The organism is Pseudomonas sp. BN606, from assembly GCF_029873115.1.
In the GTDB taxonomy this organism is placed as follows: Bacteria; Pseudomonadota; Gammaproteobacteria; order Pseudomonadales; family Pseudomonadaceae; genus Metapseudomonas.
This window is the reverse complement of sequence record NZ_SSOF01000057.1, coordinates 133,664-153,759: the sequence shown is the minus strand read 5'-3', so window position 1 is coordinate 153,759 and position 20,096 is coordinate 133,664. Positions and strand designations below refer to the sequence as shown.

The window sequence follows — 20,096 nt, the reverse complement described above, 5'->3', positions numbered from 1 at the left end:
GCGAAACCCCGCGGCCAAGAAGTGCGCTCATCAGGTCGCAGCCGGCCGGCGCACCAGCCAGATCACGATGGCCAATGCCAGGCAGACCAAGGCTACCCAGTCGGCGATCACCACCTTGCGTAGCGCGGCGTTGTAGCCCGGCGTGAGCCAGGCCAGCAGGAGGAACGACAACACGCTTACCAGCCCGCCCAGCATGGCCGCCGGTTGCAGCGACGGACGAAAGGCGGCCCAGACGAGCAGCGCGCCGAGCAGCCCGAAGAGCACCGCGCGGTGGCGCATCAGGAGCAGCAGGTTGGGTTCGCTGAACGACAGGCCATAGAGCGCCGCGAGTCGTTCAGCCCCGAGCAGGCCGCTGATCGGTAGCAGGTGAATGATGCCGGCGACGATCAGCAGCGCGGAGATGAGCTTGTCCATGGTTTTGTCCTCGAGCGGTAGCCCGTCACGCCTTGCCTATCCGCCCGGCCAGCGCGCTGGCCAGCTTCGCCGTCAGGCCATAGACCGAGAGCTGGGGATTGGCGCCGATGCTGGTGGGGAACAGCGAGCCGTCGTGGATCGACAGGTTGGCCAACTGGTGGTGGCGGCCCTGGCTGTCGGTCACTGCCAGCTTCGGGTCCTCACCCATGGCGCAGCCGCCCATCACGTGGGCGCTGCCAAGACGGGCGCGGTAGAGCTCCAGCGGCAGGTTGTCGATCAGGCTGCGGGCTTCGGCCAGAGTCTTCACGTAGTCGGCGTCATTGTGCATGGGGAGGACGGCGCGTGCGCCAGCGGCAAACTGGATCTCGGCCATGACGTGGAATGCCCGGCGAATGCCGTCCCAGGTGTAGTCGGTCATGCGGTAGTCGAGCACCGGGCTGCCGTCGCCGCGCAGTACCACCGAGCCCTCGGCGCTGTCCGGGTGGAAACCGTCGCGCATCAGGGCAAGCATCACGTTGGTGTGCGGTAGCTGTTCCATGCGCAGTGCGTTGTCGACGCCAAAGCGACCCAGGAGGGTGCTGGTGAGCGCCGGTTGCAGTGGCGGCACTTCGAGCTTGTAGGACATGCGTCCGGTGGCGCCGTCATCCCACTGGTAATGGTCTGAGTAGATCGACTGCGGCGCGCCGTAGAAGGGGTTGATCACCCGGTCGAACTGCGCCGCGGAGAAGTTCACAACGTGCAGGAATGTGCGCTTTCCGACGCGGCCGTGCGGGTCCGGTGCGTTGGAGCGCAGAAGCAGGCCCGGGGTGTTGATGCCACCGCCGGAAAGCACATAGTGGCGCGCCTTGACGGTGATCTTGCGGCCATTGGGTGCCACGCAGCGCTCGTCCAGGCCAAGGCATTCGATGCCGGTGACCTTGTCTCCCTCGATCAGCAGCTTTTCCGCTCGGGCCAGATAGAGCAACTCGCCGCCCTTCTCCAGGGTGGCTGGAATGGTGGTGACCAGCATCGACTGCTTGGCGTTGGTCGGGCAGCCCATGCCGCAGTAACCGAGGTTCCAGCAGCCGCGCACGTTGCGTGGAATCACCTTCCAGTGCAGCCCGAGTTTTTCGCAGCCGAGGCGGATCACATCGTTGTTCGGGTTTGGCGGAATTGCCCAGGGCGCGACGCCAAGGCGTTGCTCCATCTTCTCGAACCAAGGCGCCATCTCGGCCACCGACAGGCCCTTTACGCCGTGTTCGCTGGCCCAGTGCTCCAGCGTCAGGTCCGGAGTACGGAAGCTGGACGTCCAGTTCACCAAGGTGGTGCCGCCCACGGCGCGACCCTGGAGGATGGTGATGGCGCCATCCTTGGTCATGCGGCCAATGCCTTCCTGGTACAGGCTCGGGTAGGCCTCGGCCTCTTGCATCTTGAAGTCGGAGCTGGTCTTGAGCGGGCCTTCCTCGATCAGCAATACCTTGAAGCCTGCCGCGCTGAGAATTTCCGCGGTGGTACCTCCGCCGGCGCCGCTGCCGACGATCGCGACGTCGGCCTCCAGCGTCAGGTCTTGCTCCAGGCGCGAGCCGTTGTGGGTTTTCCAGCCGCGGGCAAGGCCTTCGGCGAACAGATCGGGTACAGGCATGTCAGGGTCTCGAGCGAGTTCTTGTCGTTATCGGCGTGGATCACACGCTGGGCGGGCCGGGGTAGCCGCAGTGCGCCCAGGACTCCGGCCTGCCGTACCAGGCCATCATCACCAGTTGCAGCAGGGACGCGTGGCCCATCTTCAACAGGCCGATGGAGCTGTTTTCCCAGCGCGTGAGGAAGTCATGGACGTGCTGGGCGCTGGCCTTCTCCCAACTGCCCCAGACGCCCGTCAGCGGGCCACGGGTGACCGGTAGCGCGAGCACATCGAACAGTTGCATGGTCAGCTTGAGCATTTCCGGGGACAGGCGATGCAGGGCGTAATCCAGGCTTTGCAGGGCACCATCCACCGCCGTCGGCATGCCTTGGGCCGGCACGGCGCCGTCCAGCATCACTGGCACCAGCGCGCGCAGGAAGGGCAGGTCGGACTCACGGAGCACGGCAAAGCCACCTGCGGGAACGCTGGCCGAGCAGCCGGTGAGGCTTGCGGTCACACCGGCGGTGGCGAGAAAGGCCGAGCCGAGCAGGCCGACCTTGAGCAGGTTGCGCCGGGATAGCCCCGGCGCTTCGAGGGTGGTTTCGCTCATTTTTATTATCTGCCTGCGAAGGCCCGGTTCAGCGGACGAAAAGTTTATAGACCAGCTTCTGGATGGCCTTGCCGTAGGGCGGATAGATCATCTTCGCGGCATTGAAACGCTGCTTGATGAACACCGACTTGGCCTTGCTGAAGGTGAGGAAACCTTCATGGCCGTGATAGTGACCCATGCCGGAGGGACCGATGCCGCCGAACGGCATGTCGTCCTGAGCCACATGGAGCAGTGTGTCGTTCAGGCACACGCCGCCAGAGTGGGTCTCGTGCAGCACGCGCTGCTGTTCGGCCTTGCCGTAGCCGAAGTAGTAAAGGGCCAGCGGGCGCGGACGATCGTTGATGTAGGCGAAGGCATCGTCGATGGCGCGATAAGGAACGATCGGCAGCAGGGGGCCGAAGATCTCCTCCTGCATCAGCTTCATCTCATCGGTGGCTCCCAGCACGACGGTGTGCGGCAGGCGGCGTCCCTGGGCTTCCGGGAACAGCGGGACCAGGCGCGCGCCCTTGGCTTCGGCGTCGACCAGGTAGCCCCTGAGGCGGCTCAACTGGCGTTCATTGATGATGGCGGTGTAGTCGGGATTGTCGGTCAGCTGCGGGTAGAAACCCTTCACGGCCAGACGATAGGCCTCGACGAAGCCGTCGATGCGATCTTCCGGTACCAGCACGTAGTCCGGGGCCACGCAGGTCTGGCCCGCATTCATGGTCTTGCCGAAGGCGATGCGCTCGGCGGCGTCGGCCAGGGGCACGTCTGCGGAGACGATGGCTGGCGACTTGCCGCCCAGTTCCAGGGTCACCGGAGTCAGGTTCTCGGCGGCCGCGCGCATCACGTGCTTGCCGATGCTGGTTGCACCGGTGAACAGCAGGTGGTCGAAGGGCTGGCGGGAGAACGCCACCCCGACCTCGGCCTCGCCCTGGACCACTGCAACCAGGTCTTCAGGGAAGACGCGGGCCAGCAGGTCCTGGAGCAACTGGGCAGTTGCCGGGGTGGATTCGCTCATCTTGATCATTACCCGGTTGCCCGCCGCCAGGGCGCCGACCAGCGGGCCGATGGCCAGGTACAGGGGATAGTTCCAGGGCACGATGACGCCGACGACGCCCAGGGGCTGGTAGACCACCTTGGCCGACGCCGGTTGGAAGGCCATGCCGACGCTGCGTCGGGAGGGCTTCATCCATTTGCGGATGCGCTTGCTGACGTAGTGGATGCCATGGAGGCTGGGCATGATCTCTGCGAGCAGCGTCTCTTCCGCCGCGCGATTGCTGAAGTCCTGGGAAATGGCCGCGATCAGGGCTTCCTTCTCGGTGAGCAGGAGCTCGCGCAGCGATTTCAGCCACTGGATGCGTTGCGCTGCGCTGGGCATGGGGTTGGCGCGAAATGCTTCGCGCTGGCGCTGGAAGAGAGACTCCAGCTGGCTGATCTGCTGTTGAGTCTGTTGCAGGTAAGCGATGTCGGCGACCATGGCGCTGCTCCTCGGCGGCTCCGGACGAGCCACTCGCATCCGCTGTACGGACACGGTAAGGCTCTGTTCTTGTGATGTCGCTGGATTTTTAGAGCAATTGCTCTAATCTGTCAAATTAGCTTGCCCTGTGGCCCGTCCGTCGGCAGCCCATCGAAAAGCTGGGCGTGCCCGGTCCCGGTAACACCGGGTGTTTCCGGAGCGCCTTGCGGTGTACCTTTAGCGCTCGCCGCGTTCCATCGATTGCAGGAATTTCCACCTGATGTCCCCACGACCCAAGACCCGCGACCGAATCGTTCTGGAGAGCCTAGGGCTGTTCAACACCCAGGGCGAGCGTAACGTCACCACGAACCACATCGCCGCTCACCTGGGCATGTCGCCGGGCAATCTCTATTACCACTTCCGCAACAAGCAGGAGATCATCGCCGAGCTGTTCGGACTGTACGAGGCGAGGGTGGATAGCTTCTTGCGCCTGCCGGAAGGTCGGCCCGTGACGGTGGAGGACAAGACCTTCTACCTCGAGTCGCTGCTGGCGGCCATGTGGGATTTCCGCTTCCTGCACCGGGACCTGGAGCACCTGCTGGAATCGGATGCCGAGCTTGCCTCGCGCTATCGCCTGTTCGCTCAGCGCTGTCTGGATCATGCCCAGGCCATCTACCGCGGCTTCGTCGGCGCCGGCATCTTGCGCATGAATCCCGCCCAGGTCGAGGCACTGACCCTTAACAGCTGGATCATCGTTACCTCCTGGGTGCGCTTCCTCTGCACCACCCGTGGTGATGCCGGCGATCTCAGCCAGGAACTGCTGCGTCGGGGCATTTATCAGGTTCTGGCGCTGGAAGGCGGCTACCTTGCGCCCGAGGCACAGCCTGCGGTCAAGGCGCTATACGAGAAGCTGTACGTGCCGTTGGATCAGGTAGTGCCGAACTAGTGTTGTAGCCAGCTGTTGCTTGCGGCTGACGTGCGAGCAGCCCTAGCGGCAGCTTCCCAGCCAGTCCGGAATTCGCCGTTCCAGGTAATAGGCGGGCTGCTGCGGAGACCCTTCGACGAAACCCACGTGACCGCCACGCGCATGCAGTTCCATGCGGGTCGAGGCCGAAAGCTCATGGGCCTCTGGCAGGCTATGGCGAAAGACGAAGGGGTCGTCGACGGACTGGATCAGCAGGGTGGGAATGCGTACACCACCAAGGTAGTAGCGGCTGGACGCCCGGCGGTAGTAGTCGTGGGCATCGCTGAAACCATGCAAGGGCGCAGTGATGCGGCCGTCGAAGTCCCAGAAGGTACGCATGTTTTCCAGTGAACCGAGCCGTTCCAGGGTAGACAGGTGCTCGCCCTGGCCCTGGTGGGCGAACAGGCGCTGCTTGTTCTTCACGTAGGCCACCATCTCCCGCATGAAGTGTGCCTGGTAGACCCGTGAGAATCCCAGGGCGATGCGGTCGGCACATTGGTCCAGCCGATAAGGTACCGAGACCGCCACTGCGCCTTGCAGGCCGCAGTCGTCACCCGTTTCTCCGAGGTACTTGAGCAGCACGTTGCCGCCCAGCGAATAACCCACCGCATAGAGAGGCGCCAGTGGACGGCTGGCGCGCAGGTGCTGGACGGTGGTGGCCAGGTCTTCGCTGACGCCCGAGTGGTAGCCGCGGGGCAACAGGTTGGGTTCGCCCGAACAGCCACGCCAGTTGATGGCCACGCTGGCCCAGCCACGAGCGGCCAACTCCTGTTGCAGGCCAAGCACATACAGCGAGCTGGATGAGCCGGTCAGTCCATGCAGAGCCAGCACCAGTGGCGCGTCGGCTTCGTGGGGGCCGTGCCAGTCCAGATCGAGGAAATCTCCATCTTCCAGCCACAGGCGCTCCCGCTGTCGCGAAAGCCGGGGTGGCTTGCGACAAAAGGGCGACCACAAGGTCTGCAGGTGCGGCCCCGGCAACCACCAGGCCGGCTGGAAGCCGGCACGGGTGGCCGCTGGCGGATGGAACTGATTCATCGGCGTGCCGTCGATCAGGCGTCGGAGGTTTCCCCGGCCGAGCGTTGCCACAGGGCGTAATACACCTGTCCGGCTTTCTTCTCGCGGTGCAGGCGCCAGTTACCCGGTAGACCCAGCGCGGAGGGCGGGTTCTCGCTTTCGGTATAGACCCAGGCTCGGGGGGCGAGCCAGCCGCGACTCTCCAGGAGGTCGCAGACGGGTTGCAGCAGGTCTTTGTTGAAGGGCGGGTCGAGGAAAACGACGTCGAAGACGCTGGGCGACTGCGTGTCCAGGTAGCGCAGTGCGTCGCTCTGCAGCAGTTGGCCCTTGCCGCAGCGCAACGTCTCCAGGTGACCGCGCAAGGCGGCTACCGAGTCGGGGTTCAGGTCCAGCGCCAGGCCCTCGACGGCACCCCGGGACAGTGCCTCCAGATAGAGCGCGCCGCTGCCTGCGAAGGGGTCGAGCACCCGCGCGCCTTCCATATAGGGTGCAAGCCAGTTGAACAGCGTCTCGCGTACCCGGTCGGGAGTGGGGCGCAGGCCGGGGCCATTGGGGAAGGCGAAGCGCCGCGAGCGCCATTCGCCGCCGATGATGCGGAGTTGGCCCTGGCCGCCGTGTTTCGGCGTGGCGGGTCTGGGGGTCGGCTTGCGCATCAGTGCTCCGGTACGCCGCTGGGCATTTCGGCGGGCTTGTCGGTGGGCGGCGGCAGGTCCTTTTGGGGAACGGTCGGACCGGCGGTGACGATGACGAACTGGTCGGGGTTCAGATGTTTGGCCATGGCGGCCTTCACCTGGGCGACATCGAGTGCCTGGACCTTGGTCATGAAGTCTTCCAGGTAGGTCAGCGGCAGGTTGTAGAAGCCGATGGCACCCAGCTGGCCGACGATGTCGGCATTGCTCGCGGTGGACAGTGGGAAGCTGCCCGCCAGCTCGCGCTTGGCATCATCCAGTTCTTTCTGGGTCGGGCCGTCGGCCAGGTACTGGCGGACGATGTCCTGGATCAGCTTGAGGGTGCCCTGGCTCATCTCGGCGCGGGTCTGCAGGCCGATCATGAACGGGCCGCGCACCTGCATGGCGGTAAAGCCGGAGCTGACACCGTAGGTCAGGCCGCGCTTCTCGCGCACCTCTTCCATCAGTCGGGTGCCGAAGCCGCCACCGCCGAGAATCTGGTTGCCCAGGTAGAGCGCGGCGTAATCGGGGTCGTTCCGGTCGATACCCAGCTGGGCCAGCATCAGGTGGGTCTGCTTGGACGGGAACTCGATGTGGTTGAGGCCGGGTTTGGGTACATCAGGCTCCGGCAGTTTGGCCAGGGCCGGGCCCTTCGGCAGTGCGCGGGATACCTGGTTGGCAATGGCTTCGGCGTCGGCACGGGACAGGTCGCCGACCAGGGCGATCACTACATTGCCGGCGGCATAGGCCTTTTGGTGGAACGCACGCATCTGGGCCACGGTAATGCCGGGGACGGACTTTGCGTCGCCTTCGCTGGAGTGCGCGTACGGATGCTGGCCGTAGAGTTTCTCGAAGAGCTCCAGGCCGGCGAGCTTGCCGGGGTTCTGCTTCTGATACTCGAAGCCAGCGAGCATCTGATTCTTGATTCGCGCCAGGGAGTCTTCAGGGAAAGTTGGCGCCCCGATTACCTGGGTGAACAGTTCCAGGGCCGGCGTGCGCTGCTCGGGGGCGGTGAGGCTGCGCAGGCTGGCGATAGCCATGTCGCGATAGGCACCGTTGCCGAACTCCGCGCCCAGGCTCTCGAAGCCCTCGGCGATGGCGGTGACATCCTTGCCTTTCACGCCCTCGTTGAGCATGGCGTTGGTCAGGGTCGCCAGGCCGGAAGTAGCGCCGTCCTGGCTGCTGCCGGCAGCGAAGGTCAGGCGCAGGTCGAACATCGGCAGCTCGGGAGCGGCGACGAAGAGCACCTTGGCCCCTTCGGCAGTGGTCCAGCTCTGGATGTCCAGGCTGCGGCGGCTAGGCGCCTTGCTGCCCAGCTCTGCCAGCGATTGCAGCCCCTCGGTCGGTGCAGGGGTGGTGGTTTCGGCGGTGGCGGTGGTTTCCGGGCGATTGGCGATGAAGCCGAGCACGCCGAGCAGGACGATCAGGGCCAGGCCGAGCAGGCCGTAACGCAGGCCGTTGCGCTCACTCATTGCGAGCCTCCTCGGGCAGGATGTGGGCGACGCTAAGGCGGTCGCGGGTGAAGAAGGTCTTGGCGGCGGCCTGGATATCGGCGGGGGTCACGGACTCGAGTGCTGCGAGGTCCTGATCCATCAGTTTCCAGGAAAGGCCTACGGTTTCCAGTTGGCCGATGGTGGTGGCTTGGCTGGTGATGGAGTCGCGCTGGTAGACCAGGTCGGCAATCGCCTGGGCCCGAACGCGCTTCAGCTCTTCGGCACTGGGAGGTGTGTTCTTCAGGTCTTCCAGCTGGCGCCAGATGCCGGCCTCGGTCTGATCGAGGGTCTTGCCCTTCTGCGTGTTGGGGGTCGCGCTGATGACGAACAGGCTGTCGCCACGAGGGAAACCGTCATACCAGGCGGAAGCGCCGCTGACCAGTTCTTCGCCGCGTTCCAGCCGGCTGGCCAGACGGGCACTGTAGCCACCGTCGAGCAGGGTGGAGATCAGGCGCAGCGCATGGACCTGGCGGGCGTCCTTGGCGGTGGCGAGGCCTGGCACGTTGAAGCCCATGAGCAGGCTCGGCAACTGGGTGCGCACGTGCAGCGTGAGGCGACGCTCCCCAGGGGTGGCCAGTTCCAGCGGTTTCTTCGCGGGCGGCACATCACGCTTCGGAATGCTGGCGAAATAGCGTTCGGCGAGGCCCCTGACCTCATCCGGGGTGACATCGCCCACCACCACCAGAGTGGCGTTGTTCGGCACGTACCAGGATTCGTACCAGTGGCGCAGTTCCTCGACCTTCATGCGGTTGAGGTCGGCCATCCAGCCAATGGTGGGGATGTGGTAGCCGCTTGCCGGATAGGCCATTGCTTTGAAGCGCTCGAAGGCCTTGGCAGTGGGCTTGTCGTCTGTGCGAAGACGGCGCTCTTCCTTGATCACTTCGATCTCGCGGGTGAACTCCTCCGGCGGCAGCTTGAGGCTGGCGAGGCGGTCGGCTTCCAACTCGAATGCGACGCCTAGGCGGTCGCGGGCCAGCACCTGGTAATAGGCGGTGTAGTCGTCGCTGGTGAAGGCATTTTCTTCGGCGCCGAGTTCTCGCAGGATGCGCGAGGCTTCACCGGGGCCGAGCTTGCGGCTGCCCTTGAACATCATGTGCTCGAGGGCGTGGGAGAGGCCGGTCTGGCCAGATGTTTCGTAGCTCGAGCCGACCTTGTACCAGAGCTGGGACACCACTACGGGCGCGCGATGGTCTTCACGGACGACGACCTTGAGGCCGTTGTCCAGGGTGAACTCGTGGGTGGGCTGATTGTCTGCAGCGATAGCCAAAACGGGCAGACAGAGAGCGCAGTACAGCAAGCCGGCGGCTTGTCGGGCAATGGCTTTCATTGATGTTCTTGACCTGTCGGACGGCCCCGGCGGTCGTACCGCCTGCGGGCGAAGAGGTGCTAGGATACCCCATCCTTTCCCGGGGCGGCGAAGCTGGCCGGCATAGAGCCAGTACGGCCGCTCCCTTGAGATGCAATCGACTCATGTTTGGTTCCAACGACGACAAGAAAGCTCCGGCCCAGGCCGGGGAAAAGAAATCCTTGTTCGGCTGGCTGCGCAAAAAGCCCCAGGAAACCGCTCCCGTCGCTCCGGCGGAACCGGTGGCCCCTGTCGAGGCCGAGGCGCCGGCCGCACCTGCTCCCACGACTGAAGTTGCTTCGGCCGTGCAACCGGTCGTTGAGCCGGTAACTGCGCCGGCTCCGATCGTTACCGAAGCCCCGGCGTCAGCGCCCGCGCCCGTCGAAGTGCCCGCGCCGGTCCCCGCCCCGGTCGTAAATGAAGCGTCCGCTTCGGTTATTGCCGAAGCGCCGGTAGTCGCCGAGCCTGCTGCACCTGCACCTGCACCTGCACCTGCACCTGCACCTGCACCTGCACCTGCACCTGCACCTGTCGCCGAGCAACCGACTCCGGTGGTCGCCCCCGCTCTGGTTGTCGAGCCAACCGCCGTTCCCGCCGTCCAGGCCGAGCCCGCCAAGTCCAGCTTCTTCTCCCGTCTCAAGCAGGGCCTGTCAAAGACCAGCGCCAGTATCGGCGAAGGCATGGCCAGCCTGTTCCTTGGCCGCAAAGCCATCGACGACGACTTGCTGGATGAGATCGAGACCCGCCTGCTGACCGCTGATGTCGGTGTGGAAGCCACCACCGCCATCGTCCAGAGCCTGACCCAGAAAGTCGCGCGCAAGCAGCTGGCCGATGCCGACGCTCTCTACAAGGCCTTGCAGGACGAGCTGGCGGCGCTGCTGCGTCCGGTCGAGCAGCCGCTGAAGATCGACAGCGGCTGCTCACCCTATGTAATCCTCGTGGTCGGCGTTAACGGCGTTGGCAAGACCACCACCATCGGCAAGCTGGCCAAGAAGCTGCAGCTCGATGGCAAGAAAGTCATGCTGGCCGCCGGTGACACCTTCCGCGCCGCGGCGGTGGAGCAATTGCAGATCTGGGGCGAGCGCAACAACATCGCCGTAATCGCTCAGCACACTGGCGCCGACTCCGCTTCGGTCATCTTCGATGCCGTGCAGGCTGCCAAGGCCCGGGGTGTCGATGTGTTGATCGCCGACACCGCCGGTCGCCTGCACACCAAGGACAACCTGATGGAGGAGCTGAAGAAGGTGCGCCGCGTGATCGGCAAGCTGGACGAGACCGCTCCCCACGAAGTGCTGTTGGTGCTGGATGCCGGTACCGGGCAGAACGCCATCAACCAGGCCAAGCAGTTCCACCAGGCGGTCAGCCTGTCCGGCCTGGCACTGACCAAACTGGACGGCACCGCCAAGGGTGGGGTGATCTTCGCCCTGGCCAAGCAGTTCAGCCTGCCGATCCGTTACATCGGCGTGGGCGAAGGCATCGACGACCTGCGTACCTTCGAAGCCGACGCCTTCGTGAAGGCCCTCTTCGCTGAGCGGGAGTCCGCATGATTCGATTCGAGCAGGTCGGCAAACGCTATCCAAATGGCCACGTTGGCCTGCACGAACTGAGCTTCCGCGTTCGCCGCGGCGAGTTCCTCTTCGTCACCGGTCACTCCGGCGCCGGCAAGAGCACCCTATTGCGTCTGCTGCTGGCAATGGAGCGTCCTACCACCGGCAAACTGCTGCTGGCCGGGCAGGACCTGTCGACCATCACCAACTCGCAGATTCCTTTCCTGCGCCGCCAGATTGGTGTCGTGTTCCAGAATCACCAGTTGCTGTTCGACCGCAGTGTGTTCGACAACGTCGCGTTGCCGCTGCAGATCCACGGCCTGTCCAAGGCGGAGATCGCCAAGCGGGTGAGTGTGGCGCTGGAACGCGTGTCCCTGGCGGACAAGGCCGAGCTCTACCCGGCCGACCTTTCCACCGGTCAGCAGCAGCGAGTAGGCATTGCTCGCGCCGTCGTTCACCGCCCGGCCCTGCTGCTGGCGGACGAACCCACCGGTAACCTGGACCCGCGCCTAGCCGCCGAGATCATGGGCGTATTCGAGGACATCAATCGCTTGGGCACCACAGTGCTGATCGCCAGTCACGATCTGGCGCTGATCGCGCGCATGCGCCACCGTCTGCTCACCCTGCAACGCGGCCGCCTGATCGGCGACGGGGAGGCAGTCTGATGAGCGCCAAGCAGATGCCGCCGCCGAAGCCCGCCGAACGAGTAGGGGCCTCGCCCCGGCATGTTGATTCGCCGGAGAAAGGCGACGACGGCCCGGATTTCAGAACCCTGCTGCATGCCTGGCTGGAAAGCCACCGCGCCAGCCTGATGGACAGCCTGCGTCGCCTGGGTCGCCAGCCGGTTGGTAGTTTCTTTACCTGCCTGGTGATGGCTATCGCCCTTAGCCTGCCTATGGGGCTGTCCCTGCTGCTCAGCAACGTTGAGCGACTGGGTGGGTCCTGGCAGCGCGCGGCGCAGATTTCTCTGTTCATGAAAATGGATGCCAGCGAGTCCCAGGGGCAGAAGCTGCGAGACGAAATTGCCGGCATGCCGGATGTTGCCGAGGCAGAGTGGATCAGCCGCGAGCAGGCGCTGGCCGAGCTGCAGCAGCAGTCCGGCCTGGGCGAGGCCCTTAAGGAACTGCCGCAGAACCCGCTGCCCGGTGTGATCCTGGTGACGCCCAAGGAAGTCGACAAGGCTGCTCTGGAAGCACTGCGTCAACGCTTGTCGGAAATGTCCGGCATCGAGCAGGCGCAGCTGGACCTGGTCTGGGTCGAGCGCCTGTCGGCGATCCTCAAGCTGGGGGAGCGTTTCGTCTTCGGCCTGGCGGTATTGCTGATCCTGGCCTTGCTGCTGGTCATCGGTAATACCATTCGTCTGCATATCGAGAACCGCCGCACCGAGATCGAGGTGATCAAGCTAGTGGGCGGGACCGATAGCTACGTGCGCCGTCCCTTCCTTTATATGGGCGCGCTCTACGGCACTGGTGCGGGCCTGCTGGCCTGGCTGGTGCTGGCCTACGGCCTGGACTGGCTGAACGATTCCGTGGTGCGTCTGGCCGGTCTCTACGGCAGCGACTTCGCCCTGGTGGGCGTACCACTAGCCGATGGTCTATCCCTGCTTCTGGGCGCTGTCCTGCTGGGTTACATTGGCGCCTGGCTGGCCGTGGCCCGTCATCTCAGTGAGCTGGCGCCGCGTTAGAACCCATCGTTTTCTGTGGGTGTTGCGAGGGGTGTAAGGAAACTTTTACACCCCCTTGCAGTCATATAGGCCAGTGCTACACTGCGCGAGCTTTAGTGAATCGGAGGATTCGCATGACCACTTCCCTGCAACCTGTCTATGCCCTTGCCCCCGGTGCGAACCTGGAGGCATACGTGCATGCGGTCAACGGCATCCCGCTGCTGACTGTCGAGCAGGAGCGCGAACTGGCCGAACGCCTCTTCTATGAACAAGATCTGGAAGCGGCACGGCAAATGGTGTTGGCGCACCTGCGCTTCGTCGTACACATCGCCAAGAGTTATTCCGGCTACGGTCTGGCCCAGGCCGACCTCATCCAGGAAGGCAACGTCGGCCTGATGAAGGCCGTCAAGCGCTTCAACCCCGAAATGGGTGTGCGCCTGGTGTCTTTCGCTGTGCATTGGATCAAGGCCGAGATCCATGAGTTCATCCTGCGCAACTGGCGAATCGTCAAGGTCGCCACCACCAAGGCGCAGCGTAAGTTGTTCTTCAACCTGCGTAGCCAGAAGAAGCGTCTGACCTGGCTGAACAACGATGAAGTCCATGCGGTGGCCAACACCCTTGGCGTCGAGCCCCATGAAGTGCGCGAGATGGAAAGCCGGCTGACCGGTCAGGACATGGCGTTCGACCCGGCGGCAGATGCTGACGACGACGCTGCCTTCCAGGCTCCGGCGCATTACCTGGAAGACCACCGCTACGACCCGGCGCGTCAGCTGGAAGATGCGGACTGGAGCGACAGCTCCACCGCCAACCTCCACGAAGCGCTGGATGGCCTGGATGAGCGTAGCCGCGACATCCTCTACCAGCGCTGGCTGGCAGAAGAGAAATCGACGCTGCACGATCTGGCGGCCAAGTACAACGTCTCCGCCGAGCGTATTCGCCAGTTGGAGAAGAACGCCATGAACAAGCTCAAGGGCTTCATTCAGGCGTGACGCTAAAACCCGGAAAAGCCGCACTTCGGTGCGGCTTTTTTCTGCCTGGAGAAAACCGCCATGACCATGCCATCCCTGCGTACCAGCCATTGGCTGCTGTTCGCCTCGGTCGCCGTGCTGTTCTTTTCCCTGGCGCTGTGGATGAGCAAGCAGTCCGACCGCGCTGAACCGCTGCCCTGGCTGGTGGATTGGCAGGAGTCGGTGATCGTGCCCATGGCTGAAGGTGACCTGCCTCTGGAGAAACTAGCCGAACTGGCACCGGGGGAGCTTTGGTTGCAGCCTCGCGACGAAGGCCCGCGTCTGGTCTATCGCACCAAGCAAGAGCGGGAAGAGGGCGTCTGGCGCCTCGAAGGGGAGCTGGAGCTCAGCGACGGCGAGCGGGACAGCTTGTCCAAGGCCCTCGGAAAAGGCACTGATGAGCAGCCCCTGAGTGGCGAGATGCTGGAACAGCTGGGCGGGCACCGGGTATCGGTGCTGAACATGGTGCCCATGGCCGAAGTGTCGGCCGCACGGCTTGCCGCAAGCATTGGGCCTCCCCGGCTTCGCCTGCGTACCGGTGAGGGTGAGGCGTGGATCTATCCACAGCAGGGGCTCAGCGCGCATCTGCTGGAAGGCAATGTGCAGCTCCTGCATCTGGTTCCGCGCGAGGCGATGAAGCACTGATCGGAGCTTGAAGCTCGAGCGCTTCTACAAGTTGTGGCTGCGTATAGCCAGGCCCAACGAAGCAGGCACGGCGGCGGAGATGTTGGGCATCGCGCAGGTCTGGCGCAGGCTACGCCGATGCCCCGTCATCAAAGCTGTTGCAGGTAGCTGCTACCGCCGAGCTGGCTCATTTGTCGGCGAATCCAGCCGGCGCGGGTCGCGACATAGCCGCTCGGCCGGGAAGGGCTCCATTTGCGCGGGTTGGGCAGCACCGCCGCCAGCAAGGCCGCCTGCTGGCGGGATAGGCGTGTGGCGTGGACACCGAAGTGCTGGCGCGCTGCGGCTTCGGCACCGAACACGCCATTGCCCCACTCGACGCTGTTCAGGTAGACCTCAAGGATGCGGTGCTTCGGCCAGAACAATTCGATAAGGCCGGTAAACCAGACCTCCAGACCCTTGCGGATCCAATTGCGGCCGGACCAGAGGAATACGTTCTTCGCCACCTGCTGGCTGAGGGTGCTGGCGCCACGGATCGACCCGCCGCGCTCGTTGTGCGCGAAGGCCTTGCGGATAGCAGGGATATCGAAACCCCAATGTTCGGCAAACTTCTGGTCTTCGGCGGCGATCACCGCGATCTTCAGGTCATCCGGCAGTTCATCCCAGGACACCCAATCACGCTTGACGTCGATCGGTTTGCCGTCGATCCACGACTCGATCTTGCGCTCCACCATCAGCATCGAGCCGGGCGGCGGTACCCAGCGAAACAGAATCACCAGCAGCACGGACGCCGCCGCGAACCAGAGCAGCAATTTGAATAGACTGCGGCGAATCGTGTGAAACATTCTGGCTTGGCCCGGGGAAATTAGCGCGCCATTATAGCGGCCGTCTTCCCTCTGTCTGGAGTCCCCATGGCTCGCCTGTTCCTGCTGCTTTCCGCATTCGCCGGTTTTACCGGGGTGGCCCTGGGGGCTTTTGCCGCCCACGGCCTGAAAAGCAGGCTGACGCCCGAGTACCTGGCGGTGTTCCAGACAGGCACCCACTACCAGCTGATCCATGCCCTGGCTCTGTTCGGCGTGGCCCTGCTGGCGCTGCATGCCCCTGGCCGCCTGGTGAACCTGGCCGGTGGCTTCTTCGCCCTCGGTATCCTGCTGTTCTCCGGAAGCCTCTACCTGCTGACCCTCAGCGGTGTCGGCAAGCTTGGCATCATCACGCCCTTCGGCGGTCTGGCCTTCCTCGCCGGTTGGCTATGCCTGGGGCTCTCGGCCTGGAATCTTGCGAATCGCTAACTTGACCGTGGCGTCAAATTGCGGGACGAATGGCGTCCTTTTGCCTTGGTGCCGCGCGCCTATCGGGCTAGAATGCCGTCCCCTTTCCAGTTGTGACTGATCCGTCATGCGCATTCAGTTGAACGGCGAATCCTTCGAGTTACCCGACGGCCAGACCGTCGCGGACCTCATTTCCCGCCTGGACCTGGCCGGCCGCCGCGTTGCGGTCGAGCTCAATCTCGATATCGTGCCGCGAAGCCAGCACGCCGCCACCGCCCTGTGCGAAGGCGATCGCGTCGAGGTGGTCCAAGCCATAGGCGGCGGCTAGTAGAGTGGGTTTCCAACCTGCCCAGCCACGCCATCCGCAGCACCTGTTCCGCGTATCAAGCAATTCCCTCTGCCCGCCAGGAGTCCAGCATGAGCCAAACGCCGATCGACAAGCCCTTTACCCTCGCGGGCCGCACCTATGAATCGCGTCTGCTGGTGGGCACCGGCAAGTACAAGGACCTCGAAGAAACCCGTGTAGCCATCGAGGCCTCCGGCGCCGAGATCGTCACTGTGGCCGTGCGCCGTACCAACATCGGCCAGAACCCGGGCGAACCGAACCTGCTGGACGTGATTTCCCCGGACAAGTACACCATCCTGCCGAACACCGCCGGTTGCTATAACGCCGAAGAAGCCGTGCGCACCTGCCGCCTGGCTCGCGAGCTGCTGGATGGCCACAACCTGGTCAAGCTGGAAGTCCTGGCTGACCAGAAAACCCTCTTCCCCAACGTCGTCGAAACCCTCAAGGCCGCCGAGCAACTGGTCAAGGACGGCTTCGACGTCATGGTCTACACGAGCGACGATCCCATCATCGCCCGCCAATTGGCCGAGATGGGCTGCATCGCCGTGATGCCCCTGGCCGGTCTGATTGGCTCGGGTATGGGCATCTGCAACCCCTGGAACCTGCGCATCATCCTCGAAGAAGCCAAGGTTCCGGTGCTGGTCGACGCCGGTGTGGGCACCGCTTCCGACGCCACTATCGCCATGGAACTGGGCTGCGAAGCCGTGTTGATGAACACCGCCATCGCCCATGCGCAGAACCCCGTGATGATGGCCGAGGCCATGAAACACGCCATCGTTGCCGGCCGCCTCGCCTACCTGGCCGGGCGTATGCCGCGCAAGCTCTACGCCAGCGCGTCTTCGCCGCTGGATGGTCTGATCCGCTGAGAAACTGGTCACGATCAGCTGCGTGTTGGCCATGGGGCGCTAAGAACAGGCTCGGAATGCTCATTTACAGCTGTAAAATCCGCTTCCTCGCCTGTTTTTGCCTGGCATGTCTTTTACTCGCAAGATCGTGAACAGATTCTGCTGAGTTCCACTGAAAGGTTTTCGCAAGATGATTGAAGAACAGGGCTCGCCGGCCGCCGCCGACGAAACGCGCCATCACCGCACCATCAAGAGTTTCGTGATGCGTGCCGGGCGCATGACCGAAGGTCAACAGCGCGGCCTCGACCAGGGCTGGCCGAAGTTCGGCCTGGAGCTGGCCGACGGCCCGCAGGACTTCGATGCCCTGTTCGGTCGCAGTGCGCCGCGCACCTTCGAGATCGGTTTCGGCATGGGCCATGCCACCCTGGAGATGGCCGCTGCCGCGCCGGAGCAGGACTTCATCGGTGTCGAAGTGCACCGTCCCGGCGTCGGCGCCCTGTTGAATGGCGCCATGACCCAGGGGCTCTCCAACATCCGCGTGTACAGCTGCGATGCCCTTGAGGTGCTGCGTGACTGTGTTGCAGATGCGAGCCTGGACCGCGTGCTGTTGTTCTTCCCTGACCCCTGGCACAAGTCCCGTCACCACAAGCGGCGGATCGTGCAGCCGGCGTTCGCCGAGCTGGTGCGGCAGAAGCTCAAGGTTGGCGGCGTCCTGCACATGGCCACCGACTGGGAGCACTACGCCGAGCACATGCTGGAGGTGATGAGCGTCGCACCGGGTTACCGCAACCTGGCCGAGGACGGCCGCTACGTGCCGCGCCCGGAAGAGCGCCCGATCACCAAGTTCGAGCGCCGCGGCGAGCGCCTCGGCCATGGCGTCTGGGACCTCAAGTTCCAACGCATCGATTGACCGGGCGCCGCTCAGCGGCGCACCGGCGCACCTGACTAGACCGGGACAACCCGGCACCTCACCTGATCCGACGATAGCAACGTCTGCTCATTGAGCGGGCGGCATAAGAATAAGAGCGACGTAATGCCTATTACGTCGTGAGGAGAAGGCTGTGTTGTTGAGAACATTCGGATATCTGCTCCTGGCTGGCTGCGCCCTGCAAGCCCAGGCCAAGGTCGACGCTACCCAGGCCGCCCGTCTCGGGCAGGACCTCACCCCCCTTGGCGGCGAACGTGCCGGCAATACCGCGGGCACCATCCCGGCCTGGGATGGCGGTCTTGCCACCCCGCCGGCCGGCTACCAGCCGGGCATGCATCACCCTGACCCCTACGCCGGTGAAGCCCCGCGCTTCGTCATAGACGGCAAGAACCTCGCTCAGTACGAGCAGATCCTGACGCCGGGATACAAGGCCCTGCTGCAGGAGCACCCGGAATACAAGCTGCGGGTCTTCCCGACCCATCGCAGCGCCGCGGCGCCACAGCGCATCTATGACGCCACCCGCTTCAATGCCGTGAACGGTTCGCTGATCGCTGGCGGCAACGGTGTCGAGGGCGTGGCTGCGGGTGTTCCCTTCCCGATGCCGGCAAGCGGCCTGGAAGCCATCTGGAACCACATCCTGCGCTATCGCGGTGAGCAGATTCACTTCACTACCAACCAGGCAGCAGTCCTGGCCAATGGCAGCTACAACCTGCTGAAGCTGGAACGGGACATCTACTTCGTCTATGGCCGCGACGGCATGACTCCGGGGAACCTGGAGAACACCCTGTTCTTCTACAAGTACCGCGTCGTCGCCCCGGCCAAGCTGTCGGGTTCGGCGCTGGTGGTACAGGAAACCCTCGACCAGGTGCTGTCGATCCGCAAGGCCTGGCGGTTCAACCGTGGTGAGCGTCGTGTCCGGCGTTTGCCGATGCTGGCGTACGACACTCTGCAGCCCGACACCAATGGCCTGGCCACGGCTGACGTAGTGGACTCCTATAACGGTGCGCCGGACCGCTACGAGTGGCAGCTACTGGGCAAGCAGGAAATGCTGGTGCCCTACAACAGCTACGCCGTGCATCAGAAGGGCATTCCCTACGAGCAGATCCTCAAGTCCAGCTACGTGAACCCCGACCTGCTGCGCTACGAGCAGCATCGCGTCTGGGTGGTGGAAGCGACCCTGCGCAAGGGCTTCACCCATCCCTACGCCAAGCGTCGTTTCTACCTGGATGAGGACAGCTGGCAGATTCTCGCTGTAGATCTCTACGACAAGGACGGGCGCTTGAGCGGCATGCAGGAAAGCCACCCGATCAGCTACTACGATGTGCCGATGTTCGGCAGTACGTTGGAAACCATCTACGATTTCGTGGGTGACCGTTACTTCGTCGACGGTCTCGACAACAACGAACCCATGTATGATTTCAACGCCCCGCTCAGCCCGAGGGACTTCACGCCCCAGGCGCTACGGCGCGAAGGCAACTGATTCCGGCCTGCCTGGCCATCCCAGCCGCCCCTCGGGGCGGCTTTTTAATGGGCGGGTGTTTCGTAGGGGCGCTGTGCGCGGGAGGCGCACCTTACCGTCCACACCGCAGGTTCCGTCGTTTCGCAGGGTGGATTTCGCTTTTCACATCCATCCGCTGAGCGCTTTCAAACCCGAGCGGTGAAGCGTGGTCCACCCTATCCGGAAGGCCGCGCTAATTGATGAGTTCCGCGCCAGTCAGCGTCGCCTCGGGCAGAGTCGGCGGTGCGGGGCTTATCTGCATGTACTTGATGCTTTCCCGCGGGATCAGCAGCAGGTCGCCATCCACTTCGATGCTGAGGAAGGGAGATTCCAGCTGGATACGCAGTCCCCGGGCGATTTCTACCGGGTTGGCGGTTTGCTGGGGAAAGCGCAAGGCCAGGCGTTGGCCGTCCTGGAAGTGCAGATAGAGGTGCTTGATCGGTTTCATGGGCGTGCTCCCGGCGGTGGCGGCCGGGAGCCGCCGATCCTAGTTGCGATCGGCGATCACACCGATCACGAAGAAGACTAGTAGCAGGACGGGCGCCAGGGTGTAGTTGTTGAAGTAGCCCAGACCTTTGGCCAGCCAGGGCGTCAGGTAGATCATCGCCAGTCCGTAGCCCACCGCGCAGAGCAGTACGAAGAGCAGGGTGCGGAACAGGAAGTTGAGGCTACCGATGCGCTGCTGCACCCAGGCGTTCAGGGCGGGCCCGAACAGCACCAGGACGGTGGCCATTATGGCCAGGGCAATATCGTGCAGGTGGCCGCGGCTCCAGCGCGAGAGGGTGGCGATCAGGTCCAGTACGACTTCCATCCAGAGGGTCCTTGGCGAA

At 64.0% G+C, this 20,096-nt stretch carries 22 protein-coding genes; 11 read left to right on the top strand and 11 right to left on the bottom strand.

The features are described 5' to 3' along the window. Positions 1-30 precede the first annotated feature (30 nt). From E8E75_RS10090 to E8E75_RS10075, 4 genes are read right to left on the bottom strand one after another with little or no spacing between them, the layout of a single operon-like run. Complete coding sequence (locus E8E75_RS10090) at positions 31-414, bottom strand: phosphopantetheine adenylyltransferase (protein ID WP_153918703.1); 384 nt, start codon at positions 412-414, stop codon at positions 31-33. A 25-nt stretch (positions 415-439) separates the two neighbouring features. Beyond that, complete coding sequence (locus E8E75_RS10085; RefSeq protein WP_153918705.1) at positions 440-2,035, bottom strand: GMC family oxidoreductase; 1,596 nt, start codon at positions 2,033-2,035, stop codon at positions 440-442. 40 nt (positions 2,036-2,075) lie between these two features. Beyond that, positions 2,076-2,621: a twin-arginine translocation pathway signal protein gene (locus E8E75_RS10080; protein WP_120653612.1), complete on the bottom strand. Its 546-nt coding sequence runs from the start codon at positions 2,619-2,621 to the stop codon at positions 2,076-2,078. 28 nt (positions 2,622-2,649) lie between these two features. Continuing rightward, on the bottom strand, positions 2,650-4,080 hold the full coding sequence (locus E8E75_RS10075) for a coniferyl aldehyde dehydrogenase (protein WP_153918708.1): 1,431 nt from the start codon (positions 4,078-4,080) through the stop codon (positions 2,650-2,652). A 259-nt stretch (positions 4,081-4,339) separates the two neighbouring features. Here E8E75_RS10075 and E8E75_RS10070 point away from each other — a divergent pair, with 259 nt between their 5' ends. Beyond that, positions 4,340-5,005 carry a TetR/AcrR family transcriptional regulator gene (locus E8E75_RS10070; RefSeq protein WP_120653610.1) on the top strand — a complete coding sequence of 222 codons (666 nt, stop codon included), beginning with the start codon at positions 4,340-4,342 and terminating at the stop codon, positions 5,003-5,005. A gap of 42 nt (positions 5,006-5,047) precedes the next feature. Here E8E75_RS10070 and E8E75_RS10065 read toward each other — a convergent pair whose 3' ends face one another. The 4 genes from E8E75_RS10065 to E8E75_RS10050 are packed head-to-tail and all read right to left on the bottom strand — an operon-like array spanning position 5,048 to position 9,525. Further along, positions 5,048-6,058: a hydrolase gene (locus E8E75_RS10065; RefSeq protein WP_153918710.1), complete on the bottom strand. Its 1,011-nt coding sequence runs from the start codon at positions 6,056-6,058 to the stop codon at positions 5,048-5,050. Between the two features lie 14 nt (positions 6,059-6,072). Beyond that, a complete protein-coding gene (gene rsmD, locus E8E75_RS10060; protein ID WP_120653608.1) occupies positions 6,073-6,690 on the bottom strand; it encodes a 16S rRNA (guanine(966)-N(2))-methyltransferase RsmD in 618 nt (205 codons plus the stop codon). Then, on the bottom strand, positions 6,690-8,177 hold the full coding sequence (locus tag E8E75_RS10055) for a pitrilysin family protein (RefSeq protein WP_120653607.1): 1,488 nt from the start codon (positions 8,175-8,177) through the stop codon (positions 6,690-6,692). Before E8E75_RS10055 ends, rsmD begins: the two co-directional genes overlap by 1 nt. Next, positions 8,170-9,525: a pitrilysin family protein gene (locus tag E8E75_RS10050; protein ID WP_120653606.1), complete on the bottom strand. Its 1,356-nt coding sequence runs from the start codon at positions 9,523-9,525 to the stop codon at positions 8,170-8,172. The genes E8E75_RS10055 and E8E75_RS10050 overlap by 8 nt, the downstream gene beginning before the upstream one ends. 143 nt (positions 9,526-9,668) lie before the next feature. Between E8E75_RS10050 and ftsY the strand changes: the two genes are divergently transcribed. From ftsY to E8E75_RS10025, 5 genes are all read left to right on the top strand, one after another. After that, positions 9,669-11,090, top strand: coding sequence for a signal recognition particle-docking protein FtsY (gene ftsY, locus E8E75_RS10045; RefSeq protein ID WP_280358646.1), 1,422 nt, complete (start codon positions 9,669-9,671; stop codon positions 11,088-11,090). Continuing rightward, positions 11,087-11,755 (top strand): cell division ATP-binding protein FtsE, encoded by a 669-nt coding sequence (ftsE, locus tag E8E75_RS10040; protein WP_069081568.1) that lies wholly within the window; start codon positions 11,087-11,089, stop codon positions 11,753-11,755. Before ftsY ends, ftsE begins: the two co-directional genes overlap by 4 nt. Next, the gene (gene ftsX / locus E8E75_RS10035) at positions 11,755-12,774 is read left to right on the top strand and encodes a permease-like cell division protein FtsX (protein WP_153918714.1); all 1,020 of its coding nucleotides are present in this window, start codon (positions 11,755-11,757) and stop codon (positions 12,772-12,774) included. The genes ftsE and ftsX overlap by 1 nt, the downstream gene beginning before the upstream one ends. A gap of 113 nt (positions 12,775-12,887) precedes the next feature. Further along, on the top strand, positions 12,888-13,742 hold the full coding sequence (gene rpoH, locus E8E75_RS10030) for an RNA polymerase sigma factor RpoH (protein ID WP_120653603.1): 855 nt from the start codon (positions 12,888-12,890) through the stop codon (positions 13,740-13,742). 60 nt (positions 13,743-13,802) lie between these two features. After that, positions 13,803-14,405 carry a hypothetical protein gene (locus E8E75_RS10025; RefSeq protein WP_120653602.1) on the top strand — a complete coding sequence of 201 codons (603 nt, stop codon included), beginning with the start codon at positions 13,803-13,805 and terminating at the stop codon, positions 14,403-14,405. A gap of 128 nt (positions 14,406-14,533) precedes the next feature. Here the strand turns inward: E8E75_RS10025 and mtgA are convergent, their stop codons facing one another. Beyond that, complete coding sequence (gene mtgA, locus E8E75_RS10020) at positions 14,534-15,226, bottom strand: monofunctional biosynthetic peptidoglycan transglycosylase (protein ID WP_120653601.1); 693 nt, start codon at positions 15,224-15,226, stop codon at positions 14,534-14,536. A gap of 66 nt (positions 15,227-15,292) precedes the next feature. Here mtgA and E8E75_RS10015 point away from each other — a divergent pair, with 66 nt between their 5' ends. The 5 genes from E8E75_RS10015 (at position 15,293) to E8E75_RS09995 (ending at position 19,248) form a co-directional block, all read left to right on the top strand. Beyond that, positions 15,293-15,670, top strand: a complete 378-nt coding sequence (locus E8E75_RS10015) for a DUF423 domain-containing protein (protein ID WP_120653600.1) — start codon at positions 15,293-15,295, stop codon at positions 15,668-15,670. A gap of 106 nt (positions 15,671-15,776) precedes the next feature. Further along, complete coding sequence (gene thiS, locus E8E75_RS10010) at positions 15,777-15,977, top strand: sulfur carrier protein ThiS (RefSeq protein ID WP_120653599.1); 201 nt, start codon at positions 15,777-15,779, stop codon at positions 15,975-15,977. Positions 15,978-16,066: 89 nt separating this feature from the next. After that, positions 16,067-16,861: a thiazole synthase gene (locus tag E8E75_RS10005; protein WP_077524138.1), complete on the top strand. Its 795-nt coding sequence runs from the start codon at positions 16,067-16,069 to the stop codon at positions 16,859-16,861. 169 nt (positions 16,862-17,030) lie between these two features. Continuing rightward, on the top strand, positions 17,031-17,750 hold the full coding sequence (gene trmB, locus E8E75_RS10000; protein ID WP_153918716.1) for a tRNA (guanosine(46)-N7)-methyltransferase TrmB: 720 nt from the start codon (positions 17,031-17,033) through the stop codon (positions 17,748-17,750). 154 nt (positions 17,751-17,904) lie between these two features. Further along, positions 17,905-19,248 (top strand): DUF1329 domain-containing protein, encoded by a 1,344-nt coding sequence (locus E8E75_RS09995; RefSeq protein WP_120655304.1) that lies wholly within the window; start codon positions 17,905-17,907, stop codon positions 19,246-19,248. 211 nt (positions 19,249-19,459) lie between these two features. Here the strand turns inward: E8E75_RS09995 and E8E75_RS09990 are convergent, their stop codons facing one another. Together E8E75_RS09990 and E8E75_RS09985 are read right to left on the bottom strand one after the other, a co-directional pair. Then, the gene (locus E8E75_RS09990; RefSeq protein WP_120653597.1) at positions 19,460-19,714 is read right to left on the bottom strand and encodes a hypothetical protein; all 255 of its coding nucleotides are present in this window, start codon (positions 19,712-19,714) and stop codon (positions 19,460-19,462) included. 39 nt (positions 19,715-19,753) lie between these two features. Further along, positions 19,754-20,077, bottom strand: coding sequence for a DUF3392 domain-containing protein (locus E8E75_RS09985; protein ID WP_120653596.1), 324 nt, complete (start codon positions 20,075-20,077; stop codon positions 19,754-19,756). Positions 20,078-20,096: the final 19 nt, after the last annotated feature.